A 23,656-nucleotide genomic window follows, 5' to 3' on the forward strand; every position below is an offset into this window, starting at 1 on the left:
AAAATTATACAAGAAAACATTTAGCATCTGAAACCGAATGAGAGTTAAATTTTCGTAACATTAAAATGACACTACTGCTTAGAAATGATTTAAAATTAAAATTAGCCGGAAGGTTGTAAAGTGTCATTAATAAATCCCAATCGCATTTTTGAGAGAAACTGAGTGGCATTAAAACGCATCAATTGAACAATTATAGTTCTTTATCACACCGAATATTTTTAATCGTTCGTTTATAAATTAACAATTTTTACGTAATTTCGCAAGCGATTGAAAAAACATCTAAAAACTAAAAACCTTGAAAAACTATTATTATTCGTTAGAAACGAAAAAGGATTATTTCTATAAATCCCTGTATTTCATTATTATACTTTTATTTTGTAGCACAAATAGTTCAGCTCAATTAACAATTCCTGCAACAAATAACTATACAGAAACTAATAACAGACCAATAGGCGCATATTATAGATATGATCGTACGCTTTCTGTTTACAAGAAAACTGAAATGAACATTCCTACAGGATCAAATATTATTGGGATCCGTTATTTTGTTCAGACAGCAAGTAATCCCGTAAATGTTCCTATGTGGGTTTACCTTTATAATACTACTTCTAATAGTTTCACAGCATCCAGTTTCAATTCAGCCACATCAGGATTTACTTATGTGGGTGGAACACTTGCTGCCTCTGATGTAGTTGCAGGAAAATGGGTAACTATTCCTTTCACTACCCCTTTTACCTATACTGGTAACAACCTTGAGATATTAGTTGGAACCGATATAGGATATGGAACGGGAGCAAACACTACAGATAAAACTTTTAGATGGCATAATGCTACAGACCAAACGCAGGTTTGGAATAGCAATCTTGATCCCTCTGCTACTGGTACCGGAACCGTTTTGGATACCAGACCTAATATTCGGATTTTATACAATACACCGGGAGCTCCAGGAGCCTTGTCTTTTGATTATTCTCCTATTACTATGCTTGAAAACAGAAATCAGGTAATCACCGTAAATCGTGTTGGTGGTTCTGTTGGTGCTATATCTGTAAATTATGCAACCAGCGACGGTATCGCTATCGCAGGAAATGATTACAATACTACATCCGGTACTTTATCTTGGGCAGATGATGACATGTCACCAAAATCTTTCACAGTTACCACCTTACCGGACACTATTCTGGATCAGAACGAAACTTTTTCTATAACATTATCAAACCCTATAGGAACAACTATTCAAGGTAATGCTTCATGCATAGTTACTATTTCGGATGTTTTACCTCCAATGTCAGGAACTTACACAGTTGGTACAGGAGGTAATTTCCCTTCATTAACGAATGATGGAGGTATATTTCAGGCTATTAACCAAAGTGTTGATGGTGTTTCAGGATCTCTTACTATTAATATTATTTCGGATTTAAATGATGAAATAGGCAAACATGCTTTGAATGAAATAGCGGGGAATCCTCCGGTATTAATTCAGCCATTTGGAGGGTCAAGAACAATAAAAGGTGCTACTTATGCCGGATATAGTTCTTTAATAAAATTCTCAGGGACTGATAATGTTACCATTAATGGTTCTACATCTGGAACCTCGGTGAATAGCTGTTTGGTAGCAGGTGATCCGACTTTACGCGAACTGACAATACAAAATCAAACCAGTTATGAATCTTATGGAATAATTGGGTTTTTATCCGGAAATAACGGAGCTAAAAATAATACGGTAAAAAATGTAAATGTTATTGGGCATTTGGGAGGTAATTATGGAATTCACTTTACCGGAAAAGATAATGATGGAAACAGAGTTGAGAATTGCTCTATTAAAAGAGTGAATACAGGCGTGTATTCATACGGAGAAAGCTTAGATAATCAAAATATAGGAACTGTTATTACACAAAATGATTTATCTGCAACAGGGACAGATAAAATAACACGATTTGGAGTATTAATGTATCATGACATGAATCCTGTTGTAAGTTATAATAAAGTGTATGTAGAAAATCCTTCCAACGAAGGTGCAGCTGGCTTAGCATTGGGATCCAGAGGTGCAAGTAGCACCTCAATTACCAGTGGCGGTATAACAGGAGCCATGGTTAATAATAATGTAATAACAGGAGCTATTTGTGATTCTAGTACGGGTTATTCTTCAGTAGGAATTACGATTTCGGGAGCATATATAGGTCTTCCGAATACCGTACAAAACAATATGGTTAGCAACGTAAGAAGTCAGGCAAAAAGTCCTAGTATAGTTGCGGGTATATTCGTGGTTGGTGCAGTTGCTTCTGTAACAAAACTCTATAACAATACTATTTCCTTATCAGGAAATCGTGGGTCAGAACCGAGCCAGTATCCAAGCTATGGTATTGCATTAGCCGGCCTTGATCCAATAGTGGAAATGAAAAATAATATTATGTCTACAACACAGATTGCTACAGGTGGTGGAGCGGTAAAGACGTATGCTTTTGGGACTGCAAGTACGACTTTTGATAGTTTAGTTTCAGACAATAATGTTTTTTATAGTGCAGGTGTTCAGTCTGGTGGTATTCGTTCAGGAAGTCTTAATCCCAATGCAGGAACTAGCTATGCAACATTAGCTGCATGGCGTACTGCTACATCACGTGATGATCATTCTGTACAAGTAGCACCGGTGTTTGTATCGGCTACAGATTTACATTTAGATGCCAATAATAACCCATTAATAGCAAGTGCAGGAACACCAATTGCAACAATTACCACAGATATTGATTGTCAATTAAGAAATACCGTAAACCCTACTATTGGTGCTGATGAAATTTCTGTAGGAACTTTAGGAACTAATAATTTTGCCTTATCCGAAAAGATCCGTTTTTATCCTAATCCTGTGAAATCTATATTAAATATAGAAAACGATAGCCCAATAAGTAAAGTAGAAGTATTTAATTTAACAGGACAAGTTGTTTTAAACCAAACAGTCAATACAAAATCTACTCAAATTAATTTATCTAATCTATCTTCAGGGATTTATTTAGTAAGAATTTCATATAAAAACAATATAGAAACTTTTAAAATAATTAAAGATTAACTCTATTTTAAAAGAAAAACCCTCGCAAAATTAGACTGCCCCAAATTATTAAACAAAATTAAACAATATAATTAGATGAAAGAGCTCGGTACTGTACCGGGCTCTTCCTTTTAAATTTAACATTATTCTGTCGTTGTTGTAAAAGTGATGCATTCTTTTATTTCTTTTCTAAGCTCATCGATTGTTTTAAATTTTTTGGTATTGTAAATCGTCAGCAAAAAGTGTCCTGATTTCGGCTTCACTTAAGAAGTGTTTCATAAGAGATTAATTTTTAAATTTGATATTATGAACACCAAGAAGTTTGAAGAACTTATTAAATATAAATATACTAATGCCTACAAAGATACCGTATGGGCAAGACAGAATGGTTAGACAAAAATGGTATTCCAAAGTCTTTATGTATGTATAAAGTTATACTGCGGAGCTGGTTATTGTTGTTATAATATATCATTAATCCATTATATAATATTTATTCTTTTATAATAATTTGAATCACATTATAAACACTTTCAACAAATAGCACTGTTAGTTAATTTTTTTCCTTGGTAATCAAATCTCATACGCCTGAGGATAGGGTTTCCGTGACGTTGTGCATATATCTTCCTTAATCTACTGATGTATATTGTACTGCTTTTATTTATCATAAGCATATTTCGGATCTGGAATCATAGGCATCTTCGCCATTTTGTGAATCGGCTTTAAACCAAAAATGGGACAAAATTCACACTTTGACACATAATTAATTGATTTACAAAATGATATAGTATTTTAATTTATATTGAAAGCAAGAAGTATTAAATAAGTCCCGTTGCTAGAAAATTTTAAACTTGATAAGTCAATATTTTTTGAAATGTTCTTCAAAATTTAACAAGAAATCTTTGATGTATTTTTTATTTTTATCAGATTTTCGCACAACTAAATAATGGTTTCTTTTGAGCCCCGTCTTTCCTATTCTTTTTAAAATCACTTCGTGTGGTAACTTAAATGACTTCAAAGCCCATTTAGGCATACACATTATTCCCATATTAGCATTCACCATTTCCAAAGCTACTTCTGTCAGTGGAATTGCTAAAATAGCGGGAGGTAATATTCCGTGGGGTTTTAAGTAGTGCTCATAAACAGAAACTGTGTCCAAAGGAAATGAATGAATAATCAATTTATTCTCAAGAAAATGAGCAGCTTCTATATACTCCAGATGGCTTAATTTATTTTCTTCATGAAGAACTGCGAAAATTTCATCTTCATATACTTTAATATTGATTAAACTTTCTTCAAAAGAGAACTTTGAAGTAACAATTGCAATATCTATTTCGTTTAATAAGATCTTAGAAATAGGTTTATGAGTAGCTTCAATTATTAAATCAACCTCTATTTCCGGATATAAGATTCCCATTTTCTGAATAAAAAAGGGTAATCCTTGATAAAAAGAGTAGCATTCAGTACTTATCCTTATCTTTCCTGTTGATCCTTTTCTTATTTGCTTAATGGTATTGAAACCTTTTTCTATATTATCAAAAACATTACAGGCAACCTTATAAAGTTCTTTTCCTTCTTCTGTTAGCTCCCACTTATTTCGAGACCTGTGAAAAACCTTAAAGCCTAATTGGTTTTCTATTTCTTTTAGCTGATGGCTTAATGCAGACTGTGTCAAAAAAGCTTCTCTGAAGAGTTTGAAATGCTTCCTTCTTCTGCTATTGTTTTGATAAGTTTTAAAAGCCTAGTTTCCATAATCACAAAATTAAAAATATCTGCGTTAGAATGTATATGAAATTTTTTCAATTGAAAATGTAGATGTTTCAATTTTGGCTTCATATTAAAACAAATTCTCTATAGTAATTTTGTCAAGAACAATTAAAACTTTAAGTTATGCAAAAACAAATTGAATTCTATGAAAACAAATTAAATTATGAGATGGATCCATCTGACCTGTATGAAGCATTTGAAAATGGTACAGAATGCATTGCTATAGACGCCCGACAGCCTCATGGATATGAGAAGGAACATATTCCTTTAGCTATTAATATCCCGCACAGTACTATGACAGCAGAAACAACAAGACACTTAGATAAATCGAAAACTTATATATGCTATTGTGACGGTATTGGGTGTAATGCTTCTACTAAAGGTGCTCTAAAAATGACTAAACTTGGTTTTAAAGTCAAGGAGCTAATGGGAGGGATTGAATGGTGGAAGTTTGACGGATATGCTACTGAAGGTACAAATCCGAATAAAGGATTTATGTTTGAATGCGCTTGTTAACCCCCATAAACATATGATAATAAGATTTGCAACAGAAATAGATCTAGCTTCTATCATTAAGCTGTGTAAGGCCCATGCGCAATATGAGAAAAGTGATTTTAATGAGACAAATAAAACGGAACTATTATCTCAACACCTTTTTGCTCTTGAACCAGATTTAAAATGTTTAGTGGTTGAATATAATAAAAAAATAGTAGGCTACTCAACCTTCATTAAGCAATTTTCGACTTGGGAAGCTCAATATTATGTCTATATTGATTGTTTATTTTTAACAGAAAACATAAGAGGTAATGGCATAGGTAAACAAGTCATGGAAAAGATAAAAGAGTATGCTCAATCAGCAAACTGTTCAGTAATTCAGTGGCAAACACCTGATTTTAATACCAGAGCTATTAAATTTTATCATAATCTGGGCGCAGAATCAAAATCTAAGGAAAGGTTTACATGGAAGATATAAATTCTTAGCTATATAATAATCCGGGCACTTTTCATTCAAATTGAATCTAGCTCGGATATTTTAATTGGTTCCAATAAGTCTCTGTTCTACTTTCACTCCTTAATTAGGTGTCAATTTAACCGCCTTTTCCAACAAAAATATACAAATTGGCTTAAAGCTTTTTTAAAAATGTATAAAAATTTTTGTTAGAAGGTTTTCAGAAGTTGGATATTTGAAAAAAAATGAAATACCCAACTGATCTGACTGAAGACCAGTGGCAATATATAAATAAAACGATAAATCAGAAAGAGCGAAAGAGAAAACACCCCCCTATCCTGGATTTGAAATACTTTAATGTACCTGATAAAAACAGGCTCTTAATCTAAGTGCCATTTTTTCAGGACGAGATATAATGAATATGAAGCTAAAAAGAACTCTAATGATACTACTCGGATCTGGAAGATTAATTTTATTTTATTTCTCAATCTAAATAGAAATGTTGTTTGATATTCTAAAAGTTTATAAATATCTTCTGAATTAGTATATTTATCCGGAACTTTTTCGCCATTGATGTTTTTAATTTTTCTCCTAAACATTGTATCATATATTACAGTAGCAAAAGAATTTTTTGCGTCCTGCTTTGCATTCTGTTGGGAGAGTCCATTAGTATGAAGTCTATAATAGTATAGGTTCTCATTAATAAATTAGGGATTTCCATGTTCAAGAATTTTGAGATATCGATCTTGATCAACTGCACTTTTTAATTCAGGATTAATTCCCTCAGTTCTTAAATAAATTTCCTTTTTAAAAGTGAAAAAGTGCGCAAACTGAATTGGGAAATTGAAAAAACACTCATTATTATATATTTTCTTAGTGCTAGCAAAAGTTTTTTGGGGATTTAGATTCTCATCACACATCATCATTCTGGAATAGGTAGCTACAATAGTATTATTTCTATTATATTCTTTAATCGACTTTTCTAAAGCTATTGGGTAAATTGCATCATCAGGATCAAGATAGGCACAAATCTCTCCAGTTGCATATTCTATGCACTTTCTTTTTGTTGCTCCACAGCCTTCATTTATATGATTTTTATAGAGTTTAAATCTATCATCATCTCCTATCTTTTTTTATAGTCTTTAGTGAATTATCTGTTGAGTCATCATCTATGATAAATACTTCCCAATTCTGATACGTCTGTTCTATTAAGGAATTATAGCAGTCTATAAAATATTTATCATTATTATAATTTGCAATAAGAATAGAAATTTTTCTCATTTTTCATTTTCATTTTTCATAAATAAAAATGCAGAATTTTTTATTAACTATAATAAAAAATTCTGCATCATTTTAAAACTTTTATTACCCTTATAAGCGTAATTATTTTACTCGTAAAATTGAGAACTGAGCGTTAGAGTTCGTCAATAAACCAATACTAGCCAGCGGAATTCCTCTCATTCCAAAGCTTATTTTATCGCCCTTATTGAGCTTAACTATTGTTTGGGTTGATCTGGTTGGAGGAGAGACTCCTATGCCCAGAACACTGATATTTGTAAATGATTCTTCTGATAACAATGTTCGAATACCGGAAATACCATCTATTTTAAAAATGCCAATACCTGTAGTAGATACAGAAAGGAGAGAGGCCATTTCTATGAAAAAATAAACATTATAAACTCCTGTATTTGGAGCTATAAATTCTTGTTGAGCTGTATCGTAATTGTTTCCTTCATCAATTTCTAATGTCGGAAAGGAGACTTGCAGCCATCCATTTAATAAACTTATTGATAACAGGCTAAATCCTGTACCACCAATACCTTTTACAATAGCGTTACTGCCATTAAGCAGAATATCATCTGCATTTATTTGATGTATAATGTTATTGTCACCAAGTGCCAAAATTTTATTTACAGATTCTGAAGCAGGCAAAGGGTTTACTTTTTGTATTCTAACATCTCCATTTACATCTAGAGTTGCTTCTGGCTTTTGGGTATTGATACCCACCTGACTTTTAAATGAGGAGAAAATTATCTCCGCAATAAGAAATAAGATTTTTGTCTTCATAATGATTTTTGTGTATTTGATGTTTTTTTAAATATATTTTAAGTCATAATAAAAGTTTTAATGATTAAAAATTATAAAATATCAGTTTTTTTCAGAAAACATTTTTTTCCATTTACTGATTGTATTTCTGCTGGTTTTAAATTTTATTGCCGCTTGTTTATTATTTAATTTGTTTATTTTTTGATAATCTAGAATTTCTAATACAGTAGATTTATCATATGATCGTAACTTCTGATTAAACACGCCTGTAGCTTCATCGGAATTATCAGAAATAATCTTGTTTATTTTTATAACATCCATTACGGATAATGTACTCTTATTTAGTATACTTGAACAATCTGCTTTTTTATGAGCGTATTTTTTAGCAATCATATCTTCATAAATAAGTTTATAATTGGGAGGTAAATTATTCATGGCTCCTTTTTTAGCTGCGTTTTATGTATCTATTGGAATATTAAATTTAATTACAGATATTTTGGGGTTTTTATTTATTATTATATTTTGATATCCATTTGTAAAGTGTGGTTTTGGAATCCTATAGTCATTAATAATTTCTTTTTTTGTCTTTTCACCAGAATTTATTAACTCTAAAATAAAATCGATTATCTCACCTGTATAAATATTTTTTTTGAACTTGGGAAGATTGGAAACGATCCTTTTATTAGATGGTATTCTACCAGGGGGTGAAAACAGTATCAGATGTTGAGTATATAACCTGAAAAAATCATACTCCAGCAGTTTACTCCATTTTAATAAGACGTCTGTACTTAAATCTTTTTGTAAGAACATCGTTTCAACATCTTCTTCACTGCACTTAATAAAATTACAAATACGGGAAGTTTCTATCTCTAATTCTTGCACCTTATGTTTAATTAAGAATCCCAAATGAATATCTTTAAAATTACTAGTCATTTACAATTATTTAAATGAATAAACATAAAATACTTCAACCATGGTAGCTTTACCAAAACATATGAAAAACTATTAATTTCAATACCAGGTTGAAGATTTTATTTGACAGTCTGAATATTATGGTTTCCAGAATGACCACACAGTCCCATTAAATACCGCCAATTGACGTGCAGTTGTATCATATACCATCATTCCTGCAGATGGATTGATAATATTCAAATGCGGACTAGCCACTTTAGGAAGAACCATCGCTTTGTTATTGTCTTCCAAAACTAAAATACCGTCTGTTGAAGTAGGAGTTCCAATACTTACCTTAGCTCCTGTTTTCTCAGTCTTGGTAGCTTGTAAAGACAGATCTGCATTTCCTGTAGTATCTACACTTAAGTCAAACCAGCTTCCGCCTTTAAGGTATTTTACTTTATGATCTGCCGTATCGTAAATAATAGTGCCGTTTTGAGAGATTCCACTATTATCCTCTACGTAAGGCAGTATAAATCCTCTATTTTCAGTAGTTGCAAATTCTAATGATACCGAAGGATTAGCCACGTTTTCTTTTCCTATTGCCACCTGAGCATTTACAGAGATGGCACAGAATAATGTTATACTTAAGATTATTTTATTCATTTTGTAAGTTTTAAGTTAAAAAGCTTACGCAAAAGCAATAGAGTAAAACCCTATTACTTCTGCTTTTAGCTTATGTTGTTTTCTTAATCAGGACAGGTTTGTGTATTTAAACACTGCCAGCTGAATGAAAATCCACCATCTGTAGATGTATACATTTTTAGACAGTTGTTTACTGTATCATAAACCATCATTCCTTCTGTAAAATCAGCAACCGGAATTCCTATAGGATTCCCTGAGCCATCAAAAGGAAGTCTGTTGACTACAAATCCTTTGGTTTTAGATTCCAGTACCAACCAGGCACCCTTGCGAACCATTGGCCAATTATCAGGATCTGTAGCACCTGCTCTGCTCAAAGAGGTAATCCCAACCTTACTGTCTAATGCTGTTCCGCTTGTTATTCCAGGCTTGTAACAAGAAGAAGGAATACTTGCTGTAACGATCAAACACTGTGGGGTAATCGTAGAGGTATTTAGAATTCCACCTGAAGGTACAGTAATATTTGAAGAACTGTTTGTAAAAGCAGACGGATTTGCAGAACATGATGCATTAAGTTGCCCAAGTACATTAGTGATATCCACTGATATCGTTGCACTCTGTCCCGGATTTAATTGCAGCCCTGAAATAGTAACTATTCCTGAATTGGGAGCAGCAGTAATTACACCACCTGTTCCACCTGTGATTGATGCGTTAGGCGTTGCTGCAACTTTGATACTGCTTGGCAGATTATCCGTAAAATCAATCGTCTGCAATACCGCATCAGATGCTGTATTGGTAACTGTCCAAATATATTTTGTTACACCGCCGTCTGCTATAGTGCTAACAGGTAAACTTTTCGTTAGTACCGGAGGTATTGCCACATCTACAGAGATAAAATAAGACCCGCTTACCAAAGCATCTCCGCCTGTACTAAGTTGTTCAAGAACGACATCAACAGGCGTACTGGAAGGTGCTAAGACCCCTGTCGCATCAAAAATATCTGCGTCAAAATCATACGATTCAGCAACTCCAAACAAGTGTCCTGCACTGATGGGAAGACGAGCTGTATAATTCCCTGAGATTGCAGGTCCGCCATCAACAGAAACATTATTGTTTGCACCCCAAGCAATAGAACTATTTAATGCATCAGTTGTAGATCCCGTCATAGGGTCTGCTAAATTTGTTAAAGTAGTTCCTACCTTACCAAAACTTAACAAATCAGAGAACCCTCTGTCACCATAGGTCCCAGTAAGACCAACTATGGCTTTTACAGTCCCAGAAGCAGGAATTTTCAAGCCTTGAATTGTGGTTTGCACAACTCCAGGAGGAAAAGATTGCCAACCATCGTTTATAACAATCTTTCTAAATTTAGAATTAGCGTTTTTGTAAACAACAATAATAGACCACCCTCCCATTGATACTGGGAAAGGACTAGGATTAGCAAGGAAATACCTTCCTGCCGGTCCTCCTGCGGCTGTACTCACATAACCGTTAGGAGGTATCATTGAGGTAATATCCCAAATCATCTGAGCATAACCAAATGCACCACCTGTACTTCTATCTGCAATACTTGTTCCTGGTGTTAAAGTGGTATAAGCCGCCGCACCCGGAACTTTCAACATTGCTGAAGTAAAGTTTGCAGGTCCATCTTTTTCTACTGATAAATATGCTTTGACAATTGTTGATCCTGCAGGTAAAATCAAATCTCCATAATTAGACCATATAGTAGAACCATCTCCATCTATATCAGGTACTCTACGTGTAGTATTATTGGCTGGTAAGCTAAAATACCATGAATTCCCTGTCATACTTACTCCTCCTTGTACAACATCATTGTATCTGATTGAAGAATTAACAGGCAGCTGATAATCTTCAATCTCTCCAAATGTTATTAATGGTGAATTAGCAGCAACCGTGGCAGATGTAGCACCGTTACCAACACTTCTTTCATCAATTAAAGCACTTCCAGTACCTGTTGTAAAATCTAACAGACTTAAATTAGACAATCTTAATCTTAAATACATACTAAGTGTTCCATTAACAATTGTAAGTGTTTGAGCAGCCGTCCATGTTAAGGTCATTGTTGTATTTGTAGAACTGGTAGTTGTAGCAGTTGCTACTTCACCAACCTGAAAAATCCCATCACCATTAAGATCTAGCCATCCGTATAAGTACTTTGTTCCTGCTGGCAAAGTGCTAGGAATACTTACAGGAACAGTAATACTGTATGCTGTATTTCTTTCTATGCTTGCCATTGTAGTAATACCATCTTCATCAGCTGTTCCAATCGCATTATCTCCTACAGTATTATTTTGAGCAGGTGAAGTAACGGAAGCAGGAGTACTTTCTGCATCTAAAAGACTTCCTATACTAAATCCCAAAAGTGGCACATGAATTCCCGGTAAAACATTCCCATCTTTATCATTTTCAAAACTGGAAGGTAGATCTCCGTAATCATAAGTGGTAACCACATCAATTTGATAATCTTCTACTTCACCATTGGATCCAGCCGGAAAATTAATAGGATTTGATCCAGAGACAGCACCAACGAAACCAACGCTTCGTTCATCAATTAATGTACTTCCAGTACCTGCTGTAAAATCATTCAGTAATTGATCCGAAAGTCTTAATCTCATATACAATTTGGTTGCACCCGTCACTATACTTCCTGTTTTTGCAGATGACCAGGTAAGAGATTGTGTCGACGTTCCTGTTGTTGTGAAAGTAACAACTGCATCAGACAATTCGCCAGACTGAAACTTACCATCATTGTTAAAATCAATCCATCCATACAGATATTTTGTGCTTAATACAGAATTTGTTACAGGGATTGCTAAGTTGTATGATATTCCTTTTCTAATTTGATTTACAGAGACATTTATCGCATCTTCATCAGCACCGTCTCCGTTGCTCCCATTATTATCTGCTCCTGAAGCTACACTTAAGGGCGAAATTTCAAGATCAGGAATTATACTTCCTAAAGATAATCCTGCAAGAGCAATGTGTGCTGCAGGAGCGTAGACGCCATCTTTTGTTAAATCATAGGTTGTTGGTACGTCTCCGTAATCAAAAACAGGAGAAGTTACATTTGCCCAGGTAGCACCTAAATTGATAGCATCTACTTCTAGGGTAGGTGATGTTACGGCAGTTCCCTGTAGAAGAGATACAGTAGAAAAAGAACCGGCATCAGTACCAATAGCAGCTGAATACACAGCATCCGGTGTTACCGGTTCTGAAGATAATACGGGATTTACATATAGTTTAACAGCATCGTTTGAAGCGCCTGCAACTACTTCATATTTCAAGACCACCATTATATTCGTATTAAACGGTCTCACTGTTGTTTCGTAAACGGGTATTCCTCCTGTTCCTCTCAAGACTCCAAAACTGAAGCCTGAGCCATTTGATTTTATAAATAATTTCGCACCTACCGTAGATGCTGGTGCAATATTAGTTCCTATAGAATAAAAAAAATCTCCAGCGATATTAGCTGCCGATACATTGACAACAAGTGAAGAATATATAGGTGCTAAAAGCCCATTAAAAGCAATAGATACATCCTGCCCATTATTAGCTAAAGCAATTTTATTACCCATACCGTTACCGATAGAACCTGGATAAGCTAGATTGCCATTTGAAACTGTTATATTATTGGTCCCTGTTCCTCCTAAAGCAGTCCAGTTATCAGATGTTAATAATGTCCCAGATGTATAGTTAAAGCTCTCAGAAAGGCGATTCTGGGCTTGTAAAATTGATAGACTGCTAAAGATGCAAAACAGTATAATACTGCTGAACTTTAGATAAAGCCATTCTATGCTATGTGTTATTCGTTTCATAAAAATTAGTATAAATTTCAATCATCTTTTATTTCAATTTTAATGATGTCACAATAATTATTATCACAATATTGTACATTAAGTGGAATGAAACATTAGAATAAATGTTTTTGTTATTAAATTATCTTAGTGTCTTAAGCAAAATAAATTATCAATTGGAGGTGGGCGTAGCCTATGTAGGCATAAAAAAAGAGATAAGATTATTAAAAACTTGTATTCTGAATGATCTTGAATTAGATTCCCTTTACTGTAATTATGAATTAAGACAATTCTATCTGATATTAAGACAAGAGGTTTTTTGAGTAAATTAAAAGACAAAGTTGCTATATACGAGATAGAGCATAAACTATGAGCTACTAGTTGATTGTTTAAAGAAAAATAGCATCTAGATATTGAAAATTTATGTACGTCCTTTTTAGCTAATTTTTTTTCAGTGTCATGGGAAGACACCTTTTTTATTTTCTTTACCAAAAATTTATTTGGGCGTAGAGTTTCAGAATAACTGTTTGTAATCATACTCACAGATGTACCTGACTCTATATAAATCTTTGCACCACCTTCTACGCTAATCTGTGCGAAAAAACAATTAAGAGAACATAGAAAAATGCACAAACCAACCAAAAAAGGAGTTATGTTGTTATTGTTTTTGTACATTTTTTTTCTTTAATATGTTTTAATCTTCAGGCTAGAGCAAAAGCATCCAGCCCCAAATAATTAATTATTAAAGTAAGAGTTGTGAAAAACGATAGAATCTTTGTCCTAAGTTATTGAGGGAATCAATCAATTACCTTGTAATAAATTATAGGCAAATATAAAGGAACATTAACGGCGAAAAAAGTAAACGGTAGTGGAAATTCACGAAAAACAACAATACATAACACTCTAATTTAAAGTACTTTAAGCACCAATATCGCCTTCATTTTTCAAGTGATTATTAATGAGAGATTGATAGGATTTTACAACGTTTTTTTTCTTTTTTATTATAAAAAAAGATAATAAATAGCAAGAATATGTAATATAAGTAATGTTGAAATTTTTATGTAAAAACTTTGTGAATTTATTCTTGTTTTTTCTGTAGACCTCTTATCAGATTCAAAGATTATATTGTTCATAAAATCTTTTTCAAACTTCTGTATATCATTATCTGCATCTACATATCTCTTTAAATATTCATGATAACTTTCCAAATCATTTTTAGCAATACTATTATATGATAACCACTTGTATAAATCCTTACTCAAATTAGGATCACCCAATTCTTTTGAAAGCAGTAAAGCAGTATTAAGATTATACTCCGCCTCATTCGTTTTATTGATAAGGATATTTGCTTGCGCCAGCCCTAAATAGGTATATCCTAAAGAATTATTATTATTTATTTTTTTTCCTAATATGATTGTTTTTGAAAATATCACTTGCGCGGAGTCTATTTTACCTTGATCTAAATAGCAAAAACCAACATTATCCATTGCAATACATTGATTTGCAACCATCTGTAAATCATTTGGTTCGGTTTTATATTCAGCAACAGCTTTTTTAAGAAATTTAATGGCCAATTCATTATTAAATTGATGCCTATAAATCATCCCTCTTAAATAATAGTTGTTTCCTATTAATTTTCTTATGGAATCTCTTTGTGGATAAGACTCTGCCAAATCATCAGCTTTATTTAAATACGAAAGAGCCCTATCATACATTCTTAACTGCTCGTATTGCTGAATGATAATGTTTAAACCTCCTATTTGACGATCTATATAATGATTTTCTCCGGCAATTTTTTCACCCTGCAAACTGTACTGCAAAGCTTTTTTATAATTTCTTTTCCCAGAATATGCATTGGCTAAATAAAAAAGAGCTCTAATTTCAGTTTTCTTATTCAGATTATCTAACTTTAAAACTTTTTCTGCTACCTCCACTACTTTATCTGGATTACTTGAAAGCTGAAATCGAACTGCACTCAATAGACTATCCGGATTTTTTTGACCAAATAAATTAATACTCAGGAAACATAATAAAAAATAATATTTTCTATAGTGGATAAGCATTATTTTCTTTTTCTAATTTAATAAAATCGATAAAAGTTATTGGAGACATACCAATATGCTTTTTAAAAGCAAAAGTAAAACTATTGTGTGATGCAAATCCACATTCTTCTGCTAAATAGCTCACTTTAAAATTAAGATATTTAGAATCTTTTCTTAATTTATTAACAATATAATTAATTCTTAATTCATTTATATAAAAATTAAAATTTTTCTGCTTATGATCACTTAAGACTTTTGAAAGGTACTTTGTATTTGTGTTTAATTGTGTTGCCAAAAGTGGAAGAGACATATTTTTATTTAGAAATCTATTACTTTTTTCGAACTTAATAAGACCAGCAATTATATTTTTTTCAGTATCTGATGCAACTGAAATAGATTTTAAAGTTTTATTTTTTTGTTCTTTATTATCAAACTTATTTATTGTTTCTAAAAAGCTTGTCAAATCCTTTTTGTTATTTATTTTTAGCTTATAATTCCTTCGAAACACCAATATTACAACCAATATTATTAATAATGAAATCATTAATATGTATATCGTATTTTTTTGTTTTTTTCGATAAGATTTGTGATAGTATTGTTGTTGTTTTCATAATTATTCACAAACCATTCATTAGCCAAGCTAAGTTTAGATTCTGTATTAACTGTTGCAATATGTAATTTTCGATAATATTCTTGAGATTTTTCACTATCCTTTAATGCTATAAAGTTTTTCATTAATTTTTCATTAATCTCTTTTTCATAAAACGGGTTATTAATTTTTTTTGTCTTTCCACAGCTTTATAAAGAGTCTTCACAGCAATTTCATATTGTTTATTAATAAAAAAACAATCACTATAATAAATAAAATTCTGAATTTCCCAATACTCCATTTTGCCCTGTTTTTCAAGATTTTCTACATTTTTGGAGAAATAATATAGAGCGTTATCATAATCGGACTTTTCTAAATATGACTTTGCAATTTGCGTAAATAAAGTTCCTTTGGTGATCTTCGCATAAACCAAATTTATTTCAGGAGAGATGTTTGATCTATTTTTCACAATCTCAGAAACGTTTATTTCTTTAAATTCATTATAAAGTTTAGAATTTTCTTTTATTATTTGCTTAGCTTCATCATCATACTTTTTAGAAAGATCAGTTATGTTTAAAAAATTTAAAATTTCCGCCAATAACAATAATGAACTAACCCGTAAACTATCATTCTTTGATTCTGTCGCTATACGCTTTGCATTTTCGGATGCTTCTAATGCTTGGTCATATTTACCTTCAATAAAATAACTCTTTGATGTAAGTAAATAGCCTTGTATAATTTCTTCCGAAGAACTTGAATTTTTTATTATAGATGTGGCAAACTTTAGAGATTGCTCAGGATCAGAATACAAAACTTGCTGTGCATCAGCTAATAAGGTTCCGCTCTCTATTATTTTTTGTTGGGAAAATAAAGTTCCTGTGAAAATAAAATAGAATAAGATTATAAGCAATCTAAAAGGAAGTAATGAGGTCATTTTAAGTTTTTATATAATTGTTTAAAATAAAGCCACTTTAAATCATCCCCCTTGATTTAGTTAATTCTATATTATCTACAGACCAAAGAGATATATTTAATTTAATAGATTACATAGTTACAATTTGATTTATGTACATATTCTGGATGAATTTTTGATTAAATCAAATATAACGATTATTTACAAAATAGAATTAGATTATTTAAACAAAAAACAATATTTACCATTAAATTAATATCAATATGTAAATAAAACAACCAAATAGTAAACAATATTCAATATTTAGTTATTTTACTGAAATACCACCAATACAATTAAAAAGTAAAGTATAAGCCGGCTACTAAGATTTAATAACTTTAAAGCATTAAAAATGAGCCTAAAAAGCTCAGTAGTTTATCAATTCCATTATTACAAATTCGAATATCCTTTGATGTATCAAGGGATATTCGAAAAATAAAAATAATAAATTATTTTTTCACCATTTTAATCGTTTGTTTAGAACCATCTTTCATCATTAAAGTCATAAAATATATTCCAGATTTTAAATCTTCCAAATGAACAGCAGTACCTATCTCATTAACAGTCTTCACTATCCTTCCGGAAACATCTGCCACTAAAATTGATTTTACATCAGCGCCATTAGAGATAGCTATTGTATCTGTAAATGGATTAGGATATACTTTGGTGTTATTTTTAGTTTTTGAAGCTTCAAATGTTGCTAAAGTTGCCTGAGTTACTGAAATATCATCAAAATAGACATAGTTATCAGCTGAGGAACCTGCTGTTACTGCAAACCTAACATAAACATTGCCTGAGGTCGGTAGACCAGAAATATTAATAGATTTTGCAGCACAAGATGCCGAAACTGTATGAGTACCGCTACCTTGTATTGTATAAGTAGTAATCCATGGTCCAGAGGCAGAAGTCGCATACTGTACTCTTATAGCACCTACGTCTGCCAACGTTGCCCCAGTAGAATTATCAGAATATTTAGTCACTTTATAAGAGAAACTAACCGATAAATCTCCTCCATTTGTACCTAATAATGCAGGTGAAGTAAGATAAGAAGTACTAGCATAATAATTATTTGCTCTAATACTACCTGATCCAGCACATGGAGTTGTTGTTGACCTGTCAAATAAGCCAGAACCACTAATAGTCCAAGATCCTAATCCGGTGGGTTCCCATCCGTAATTATAAGAAATTTGTGCTGATGTTGCAACACCCAATGCCATCATACCGGCTAATAAAATTTTCTTCATATAAGTTTTATTTAAAATTAATTACTGATATATGTATTTTAAAAAATTTAATAATTATTATTTCAGCAATACACCTGAAAATGTTTTTTTTGTTATCATCCATAAAATACCACAGTTTTGATTTTTAGATTTCGAAAAAATAGAAATTACCAATAAAAGAATTCGCAAAAGCTCATTCTACTTAGGTACTACATGATACATATTAGCTAAAAACAAGATTTAAAGATTGTATGTGCAAATAAAAATTTCAGGATCATAAATTTTTCGCTCTCGTTTCATATCTTAAAATTGAGGTTTTATGCTTAACTTTAACTAGACGCTAAATTGGTATATCTACTTAATATTTTTTCGCACAGATAACTTTAGACTTAGCATCTTGCACGAAACAATTAATTATTACAAGTAGAGAATTATAATATGCAGGAACTTTGGAACAAAATTATAGATACCCCCTAATCATTGTTTTCTAAACAAGTATATAGCGATATAAATTGCAAACAAAGAAAAAACACGTGGAAATTCGCGAAAAACAACAATAATTAACATATTGTATTACAATACATTAAATACTATTATAGCCATTTTTATTTAGGTGATTATTTATCATATCCTGATGTAATTTAATGACGCTTTTTCTTTACAATAATAAAAGGATAATAAACAGCAAAAACATTTAAAATAATCATGATTTAAATATTTAGTTAAATTCCTGTTAAAGCATAGTTAATATATCAAAGAAAAATTGTCTTCTATAAAAAAGCATAGCATTAATTATTAGCGTAGTCAGTTCTTTTTTTATCAGAAAAATGCTCCGTAGTAGTATTTATAAATAATGCTAAAATTTTATTTGAGATCCGACCTTGTAGATTAGGGAAATATAAATCTGTTTTTTTGTATCCGTTGTTGTAAGGAAAGATTACTTATAAATTCAAATCTTTTGATATGGTATACCTGAAATTTTTCTAAAATTTTTGTGTAAATTTTATTTAATGATTAGGAGCACTACTTCACTCACTTTTAAGCTCTGAAAAAATTCATTATTACTTTATAAATTATGAAAACTTCCCCAATTACCGAAACAATTCTTGTTTTTTTTATACCTTTTTCATCAATGGAATATGCTCTTAACATTTTTTTTATAACAAAGAATACTTTATCACAAATTTAGTTAGAGCCTGTTTAAAAATTAAATTTTAGAAATTCGTACAGAATATTCTCATCAAAGAAGAATATAATAAGATCAGAAAAATATTATTTCATTTACCATATCAGTTGATTCATTAGGATACAGCCAAACCAATTATGAATCAATTAAAAAGGAAAATCAGATCTTACAATCTATAATTAAAACTTTGTCTTCAGAAAATGAATATCTAAAAAAGTACTTGATATTAAAAATGACTGTTTGAAAGTATAAAGCTATAGCTTTTAAAACAGAATATGATGTTTAATCAAACTTTCAACATCATCATTATTTAGCTAAAAATCAACTAGTTAAATATTTTAAAACACGTCAGGTTTTGTCACATTAATGTATTAATCAGTGTTTACAGAAAGTTCATTTTTTATTTAAAAATTATTTCTTTTTTATTTCCAACACGTCAAGTTTTGGCGTATTACAAATCTACATTTGTTTTCCAAAGAAATTAAAATTATGGATAAAGTAACCTTACAAAGAATTGAAAAACTACACCCTTTTGTGAGAGAGGAAGTGAAAAAAATTATTAAAGAATGCAACGAAGCTCTCACCGGAAAAGCCAAAATTAGAATTACGCAGGGACTTCGAAGTTTTGAGGAGCAGGAAAAACTTTATGCTATCGGAAGAATCACAAACGGAAAAAAAGTAACGAACGCAAAAGCCGGGCAAAGCATTCACAATTATGGTTTGGCGGTGGATATGTGTTTAATCATTGACGGAAAAACGGCAAGCTGGGACACCGCAAAAGACTGGGACAATGATCAAGTTGCCGACTGGTATGAATGTGTGAAAATTTTCGCAAAACATGGTTGGGATTGGGGCGGAAACTGGAAAACCTTTAAAGACCTTCCCCACTTTGAAAAGAAAAACATTTTAACGAAAAAAGGATTGATAAAAACAAGCTGGAGAACGCTTGCTAAGCTGAAAAGAGATGAGGAGGGATATGTAGTTCTCTAAAAATATTATGATAAATCAATTATAATACGTCAAGTTTTGTCGCTTTCCTCTCCTACTTTTGTTTTACCAAAATAAAGTAGAAAAAATGAAAAAAACAACCATTTTATCTTTAGACGGCGGCGGAATAAGAGGTATCATTACCTGTATTATTTTACGTTATATAGAAGAGCAGCTTCAGCATTATGACCATCCCAAGGCCAAGCTTGGAGATTATTTTGATCTGGTTGCAGGTAGTAGCACCGGAGCACTGATTGCGTCTATTATTCTTTGTCCTGATGAGCACCGAAAAGCAAAATATTCAATCCAGAAAGGACTAGAGCTGTACGCCGAAAAAGGCGGCGATATTTTTCAGGTTTCCTTTTGGGAGAAGCTGGTTAATCCTTTCGGATTACTCAATGAAAAAATCTCCCAAGAAGCCCTTGAAAAAAACCTCAATGACTTTTTTGGAAATTTAGAATTAAAAGAATTAATAAAGCCATGTTTAATAACAAGTTATGACATAGAAAACCGAAGAGCAAAATTATTTAATTCCTGGAAAGCCAATGTAAGTGCCGATAATTTTTATGTAAAAGATGTCTGCAGAGCAACTTCGGCGGCGCCTACTTATTTTACTCCGGTTCAGATCAAATCGATGTACGGACAGATTTTCAGTCTTATAGATGGAGGAATGTTTGCCAATAATCCCGCATTATGTGCTTATGCGGAAGCCAGAAAAATTCCTTTTGCGGAAGTTTTGAAAAATCATCAGAAAGCCAATCATCCGACCGTGAACGATATGATTATTGTATCAATCGGTACAGGGCTTGAATCTAAAAGTTATTCATTCAAAAAAATGGAAAAAGCAGGAAAAATCGGCTGGGTTACTCCGATCATTGACATTCTGATGTCTGCCAATGCCGAGACCGTAGATTATCAGCTTTGCCAGATGTTTCAGACTTTGGGGCAGAGAAATCAGAAGAATTATTACCGCCTCAATCCGTCTTTGAAAAATGCATCTCCGGCAATGGATAATGTAAGAAGGTCAAATATTGAAAATCTTATACAAGCTGGATTAAGTTATATCGATGATAACAGAGAAAATTTGAATCAAATTGTTCAAAAATTAATAAAAAACAGGATATAAGCATTTTACCTTATAAGTAGCTAATATAAGCTTTTTAGATTATATCTTAAATGTTTAGATAATTAAAAAACACGTCATGTTTTGTCGCTTCTACCTATTAATTTTGAAGTAGAGATAAAGACAAAAAACAAAATCCCAAACTTTAAAAAACCTTTTTGAATTCAACATTTTCAAATGATGAACAACCAGAAGTATGTTCCAATTTTAACCCATATTTAAAAACAAAAAACATGGAAACACCAAATCACAACCCCTATACTATCTTTGATGAAGACCTCTATACAATCAACTGGAGCGATATTGAAAACACAGAAATAGACTACGATAACTATCTCGACGAGATTGAAAATTTCTTCAGAGAAGACTTTGAAAATGATATTATTGAAGAAGATATCTTTTAATTTTATTTTTTACACGCTAAATTCTTACGCTGTCCATTAATGGGACCAGTTCACTAAAATATCAATACCATCAGTAAGATTATTTCTGATAGAACAAAAAAAGAAGAGACTATCTCAAAAAAGGCAGTCTCTTTTTATTAATTGCATTGCATTAAACATTTTAACTTTCAATTTATTTTTCAATCTTAATAATCAGGAATTTATTATTTATAATCAATGAATAATTTAATATTATAGAGATAAATTCATAATTTTCGCACGTTAATTATTTAGATTAAAATATACCATGAGATTACTTTTATTATTTTGCTTTATGCTTTCAGGTTTTGTATTTTCTCAGAAAATTCAGCTTAAAAAAGATAAAATTCTTTACAACGAAAAAGAAGTTGCGATCATAAAATCTCCCTACAGAGATCATTATGAGTTTTACAATTTAAACAATCAGAAAGCTTTTGATCTTGATTTAAAAGGCGTTGCTTTAGCCGGAAAAGAATTTTTATACTATCTGGATATGAAATCTGCGGACGGAAAAACGACCCAGATCCCTTACGAGGTTTTGATCACCTCTTTCAAACCCGATCGTATCATTGCTCATCAATTGGCAGTAAAATATAATTTATTTAATGAAAAAGGACTGAACACAGCAGAGATTGAACAATTTTTTAACGTTCAGAGAGAAAATTTAGGCGATAAATACCTTCAGGCAAAAGCCAACAGTATTGCCGGTGAAAACGACAGACAAAGCAGCCTAAGCAATATAAGATCTCTTTACAATCCAAGGATTGGCTCAAAAGGTGAAATTTTGATCAATAATGGAAATTATCCTGCAAAGATTATCGGATATTCGACTGCTTTTAATTGTGGTTTTGGAAGCGGAAACCCCTGCCTTGAGGTAAGTGACCTTGATGGAATAAAAGTAGCAAGAATGTATGAAAGCAAACAAGGTATCAAAACGTATTTGGTTAAAACTCTTGACAATCATGAATTTACATTTGTAGCAACCAGACCTTATGCTCCCTCAGATTATGCTTTTGTGAATGAATTGATTGCCAATCTTTTCATCGAAGGTTATACACTCGAGCATCAGGCTTACTACAAAAACCAGGAGCTTCAGCATGCAAAAGTGAAAGATGCAGTCGACAGAAGTATCAATCTCTATGACGTTCTGGGATATGTCGTAGAAAAATCCGGTAAAAAGACAGAAGGATTGATCACGATTTGGTTTGAAAAGCTCGACACAGAAAGAACAGGACAGAAATTACCTGCCGACGGAGCAGATCTGTTTGGCCAAAGGGTGAGCCTGAAAACCAGTTTACCGGGAGGAGGTGCGAGAACCAAAACATATAATGCCGACTCGGGAATACATTTTTGTGTGCCTTACAACGGAGGAGAAGATTGCTACTATGGTTTAGACGTAAAAGGTGAACTGATGAAAAAGCTCCAGAATTACGGAGGCCTTCATGGTAATAATTCTTATTTCTACAGACTAGTAGCCAAGGAAAATAAAATCATGCTTTTACAGGATCCTGTAGAGCTTCAAAAATATGTCGTGAAAACAGACATCCAGCAAAAGGGACAGATGCTCGATAACCGATCCAGCGAAAAATTATCTCTGAAACTGGCAGATTACCTTAAAGACTGTAAAACTCTTTCTGAAACTTTGAAGAAAGAAAGTTTAGACCTGAAAAATGAAGAAAACCTAATTCATATTATTTCTGAATACAGTACTTGTAAGAAATAATTTCTATCATTTTTTCATCTCAGGCTCGGGGATCAAATTTTTCAAATTTGATCCCCGAGCCTTTTTATTTCAATAAAGAATCTTTTTAAACTTTTTTAAAAGAAATAATAATGCGTCAAGTTTTGACGTCGGCCGCCGATACCTTTGTTTCAGAAATAACAACAGAATAAAACAACACACTATGTAAAAACAAGAACGTAAAACGAAACTTATAGTTTAAAAAAAGAAAGTCTAATAAATATTTACAAATCAACTGAGCTTGATT

The 23,656-nt window shown here is 32.1% G+C and carries 21 protein-coding genes; 7 read left to right on the forward strand and 14 right to left on the reverse strand.

The genetic code is table 11. From position 1 onward, the window contains the following. Positions 1 to 295: 295 nt before the first annotated feature. On the forward strand, positions 296 to 3,058 hold the full coding sequence (locus tag EAG08_RS09890) for a T9SS type A sorting domain-containing protein (protein WP_129535285.1): 2,763 nt from the start codon (positions 296 to 298) through the stop codon (positions 3,056 to 3,058). An 835-nt stretch (positions 3,059 to 3,893) separates the two neighbouring features. On the opposite strand, the gene EAG08_RS09895 is transcribed toward EAG08_RS09890, so the two are convergent. Then, positions 3,894 to 4,709 (reverse strand): LysR family transcriptional regulator, encoded by an 816-nt coding sequence (locus EAG08_RS09895; protein WP_228446848.1) that lies wholly within the window; start codon positions 4,707 to 4,709, stop codon positions 3,894 to 3,896. 215 nt (positions 4,710 to 4,924) lie between these two features. Here EAG08_RS09895 and EAG08_RS09900 point away from each other — a divergent pair, with 215 nt between their 5' ends. Further along, entirely contained in the window at positions 4,925 to 5,317 is a 393-nt protein-coding gene (locus EAG08_RS09900; RefSeq protein WP_129535286.1) for a rhodanese-like domain-containing protein, read from the forward strand. 13 nt (positions 5,318 to 5,330) lie between these two features. Continuing rightward, complete coding sequence (locus tag EAG08_RS09905) at positions 5,331 to 5,774, forward strand: GNAT family N-acetyltransferase (RefSeq protein WP_129535287.1); 444 nt, start codon at positions 5,331 to 5,333, stop codon at positions 5,772 to 5,774. Between the two features lie 356 nt (positions 5,775 to 6,130). Here EAG08_RS09905 and EAG08_RS22025 read toward each other — a convergent pair whose 3' ends face one another. The 13 genes from EAG08_RS22025 to EAG08_RS09960 all read right to left on the reverse strand — a co-directional run bounded on the left by EAG08_RS22025 (position 6,131) and on the right by EAG08_RS09960 (position 17,971). Next, on the reverse strand, positions 6,131 to 6,349 hold the full coding sequence (locus EAG08_RS22025; protein WP_228446849.1) for a hypothetical protein: 219 nt from the start codon (positions 6,347 to 6,349) through the stop codon (positions 6,131 to 6,133). 108 nt (positions 6,350 to 6,457) lie between these two features. Then, on the reverse strand, positions 6,458 to 6,877 hold the full coding sequence (locus EAG08_RS22030) for a glycosyltransferase (protein WP_317126328.1): 420 nt from the start codon (positions 6,875 to 6,877) through the stop codon (positions 6,458 to 6,460). Continuing rightward, on the reverse strand, positions 6,867 to 7,031 hold the full coding sequence (locus EAG08_RS22640) for a glycosyltransferase family 2 protein (RefSeq protein WP_262696823.1): 165 nt from the start codon (positions 7,029 to 7,031) through the stop codon (positions 6,867 to 6,869). Before EAG08_RS22640 ends, EAG08_RS22030 begins: the two co-directional genes overlap by 11 nt. Positions 7,032 to 7,133: 102 nt before the next feature. After that, positions 7,134 to 7,817 carry a hypothetical protein gene (locus EAG08_RS09915; RefSeq protein ID WP_129534394.1) on the reverse strand — a complete coding sequence of 228 codons (684 nt, stop codon included), beginning with the start codon at positions 7,815 to 7,817 and terminating at the stop codon, positions 7,134 to 7,136. An 81-nt stretch (positions 7,818 to 7,898) separates the two neighbouring features. Then, entirely contained in the window at positions 7,899 to 8,231 is a 333-nt protein-coding gene (locus EAG08_RS09920) for a helix-turn-helix domain-containing protein (RefSeq protein ID WP_129534393.1), read from the reverse strand. A 21-nt stretch (positions 8,232 to 8,252) separates the two neighbouring features. Further along, positions 8,253 to 8,729, reverse strand: a complete 477-nt coding sequence (locus EAG08_RS09925; protein WP_317126324.1) for a transposase — start codon at positions 8,727 to 8,729, stop codon at positions 8,253 to 8,255. A 117-nt stretch (positions 8,730 to 8,846) separates the two neighbouring features. After that, a complete protein-coding gene (locus EAG08_RS09930; protein ID WP_129535288.1) occupies positions 8,847 to 9,353 on the reverse strand; it encodes a hypothetical protein in 507 nt (168 codons plus the stop codon). An 83-nt stretch (positions 9,354 to 9,436) separates the two neighbouring features. Next, the gene (locus EAG08_RS09935) at positions 9,437 to 13,165 is read right to left on the reverse strand and encodes a GEVED domain-containing protein (RefSeq protein ID WP_129535289.1); all 3,729 of its coding nucleotides are present in this window, start codon (positions 13,163 to 13,165) and stop codon (positions 9,437 to 9,439) included. A 980-nt stretch (positions 13,166 to 14,145) separates the two neighbouring features. Continuing rightward, positions 14,146 to 15,207, reverse strand: coding sequence for a tetratricopeptide repeat protein (locus EAG08_RS09940; RefSeq protein WP_129535290.1), 1,062 nt, complete (start codon positions 15,205 to 15,207; stop codon positions 14,146 to 14,148). Further along, positions 15,191 to 15,730, reverse strand: coding sequence for a helix-turn-helix domain-containing protein (locus tag EAG08_RS09945; RefSeq protein WP_129535291.1), 540 nt, complete (start codon positions 15,728 to 15,730; stop codon positions 15,191 to 15,193). Before EAG08_RS09945 ends, EAG08_RS09940 begins: the two co-directional genes overlap by 17 nt. Continuing rightward, positions 15,730 to 15,921, reverse strand: coding sequence for a hypothetical protein (locus tag EAG08_RS09950; protein WP_129535292.1), 192 nt, complete (start codon positions 15,919 to 15,921; stop codon positions 15,730 to 15,732). Before EAG08_RS09950 ends, EAG08_RS09945 begins: the two co-directional genes overlap by 1 nt. Beyond that, the gene (locus tag EAG08_RS09955; protein WP_129535293.1) at positions 15,921 to 16,709 is read right to left on the reverse strand and encodes a hypothetical protein; all 789 of its coding nucleotides are present in this window, start codon (positions 16,707 to 16,709) and stop codon (positions 15,921 to 15,923) included. Before EAG08_RS09955 ends, EAG08_RS09950 begins: the two co-directional genes overlap by 1 nt. 467 nt (positions 16,710 to 17,176) lie before the next feature. Continuing rightward, a complete protein-coding gene (locus tag EAG08_RS09960; protein ID WP_129535294.1) occupies positions 17,177 to 17,971 on the reverse strand; it encodes a T9SS type A sorting domain-containing protein in 795 nt (264 codons plus the stop codon). A 1,654-nt stretch (positions 17,972 to 19,625) separates the two neighbouring features. On the opposite strand from EAG08_RS09960, the gene EAG08_RS09965 reads away from it, so the two are divergent. The 4 genes from EAG08_RS09965 to EAG08_RS09975 all read left to right on the forward strand — a co-directional run bounded on the left by EAG08_RS09965 (position 19,626) and on the right by EAG08_RS09975 (position 23,391). After that, positions 19,626 to 20,126, forward strand: coding sequence for a M15 family metallopeptidase (locus EAG08_RS09965; RefSeq protein WP_129535295.1), 501 nt, complete (start codon positions 19,626 to 19,628; stop codon positions 20,124 to 20,126). Between the two features lie 85 nt (positions 20,127 to 20,211). Continuing rightward, positions 20,212 to 21,249 carry a patatin-like phospholipase family protein gene (locus EAG08_RS09970; protein WP_129535296.1) on the forward strand — a complete coding sequence of 346 codons (1,038 nt, stop codon included), beginning with the start codon at positions 20,212 to 20,214 and terminating at the stop codon, positions 21,247 to 21,249. A gap of 230 nt (positions 21,250 to 21,479) precedes the next feature. After that, positions 21,480 to 21,650, forward strand: a complete 171-nt coding sequence (locus EAG08_RS21350; protein ID WP_164998555.1) for a hypothetical protein — start codon at positions 21,480 to 21,482, stop codon at positions 21,648 to 21,650. A gap of 286 nt (positions 21,651 to 21,936) precedes the next feature. Further along, positions 21,937 to 23,391 (forward strand): hypothetical protein, encoded by a 1,455-nt coding sequence (locus EAG08_RS09975; protein ID WP_129535297.1) that lies wholly within the window; start codon positions 21,937 to 21,939, stop codon positions 23,389 to 23,391. Positions 23,392 to 23,656 lie beyond the last annotated feature (265 nt).

The sequence above is a fragment of the Chryseobacterium sp. 3008163 genome, from assembly GCF_003669035.1.
Lineage (GTDB): Bacteria > Bacteroidota > Bacteroidia > Flavobacteriales > Weeksellaceae > Chryseobacterium.

Bases quoted from the DNA above. Each gene is read 5' to 3' on its own strand.
- EAG08_RS09970 (WP_129535296.1), top strand. From the start codon at position 20,212: ATGAAAAAAACAACCATTTTATCTTTAGACGGCGGCGGAATAAGAGGT.
- EAG08_RS09975 (WP_129535297.1), top strand. From the start codon at position 21,937: ATGAGATTACTTTTATTATTTTGCTTTATGCTTTCAGGTTTTGTATTT.
- EAG08_RS09920 (WP_129534393.1), bottom strand. From the start codon at position 8,231: ATGAATAATTTACCTCCCAATTATAAACTTATTTATGAAGATATGATT.
- EAG08_RS09955 (WP_129535293.1), bottom strand. From the start codon at position 16,709: ATGACCTCATTACTTCCTTTTAGATTGCTTATAATCTTATTCTATTTT.
- EAG08_RS21350 (WP_164998555.1), top strand. From the start codon at position 21,480: ATGGAAACACCAAATCACAACCCCTATACTATCTTTGATGAAGACCTC.
- EAG08_RS09935 (WP_129535289.1), bottom strand. From the start codon at position 13,165: ATGAAACGAATAACACATAGCATAGAATGGCTTTATCTAAAGTTCAGC.
- EAG08_RS22025 (WP_228446849.1), bottom strand. From the start codon at position 6,349: ATGTTTAGGAGAAAAATTAAAAACATCAATGGCGAAAAAGTTCCGGAT.
- EAG08_RS09905 (WP_129535287.1), top strand. From the start codon at position 5,331: ATGATAATAAGATTTGCAACAGAAATAGATCTAGCTTCTATCATTAAG.
- EAG08_RS09930 (WP_129535288.1), bottom strand. From the start codon at position 9,353: ATGAATAAAATAATCTTAAGTATAACATTATTCTGTGCCATCTCTGTA.
- EAG08_RS22640 (WP_262696823.1), bottom strand. From the start codon at position 7,031: ATGAGAAAAATTTCTATTCTTATTGCAAATTATAATAATGATAAATAT.
- EAG08_RS09950 (WP_129535292.1), bottom strand. From the start codon at position 15,921: ATGAAAAACTTTATAGCATTAAAGGATAGTGAAAAATCTCAAGAATAT.
- EAG08_RS09925 (WP_317126324.1), bottom strand. From the start codon at position 8,729: ATGACTAGTAATTTTAAAGATATTCATTTGGGATTCTTAATTAAACAT.
- EAG08_RS09940 (WP_129535290.1), bottom strand. From the start codon at position 15,207: ATGCTTATCCACTATAGAAAATATTATTTTTTATTATGTTTCCTGAGT.
- EAG08_RS09965 (WP_129535295.1), top strand. From the start codon at position 19,626: ATGGATAAAGTAACCTTACAAAGAATTGAAAAACTACACCCTTTTGTG.
- EAG08_RS09945 (WP_129535291.1), bottom strand. From the start codon at position 15,730: ATGATTTCATTATTAATAATATTGGTTGTAATATTGGTGTTTCGAAGG.
- EAG08_RS09960 (WP_129535294.1), bottom strand. From the start codon at position 17,971: ATGAAGAAAATTTTATTAGCCGGTATGATGGCATTGGGTGTTGCAACA.
- EAG08_RS09900 (WP_129535286.1), top strand. From the start codon at position 4,925: ATGCAAAAACAAATTGAATTCTATGAAAACAAATTAAATTATGAGATG.
- EAG08_RS09915 (WP_129534394.1), bottom strand. From the start codon at position 7,817: ATGAAGACAAAAATCTTATTTCTTATTGCGGAGATAATTTTCTCCTCA.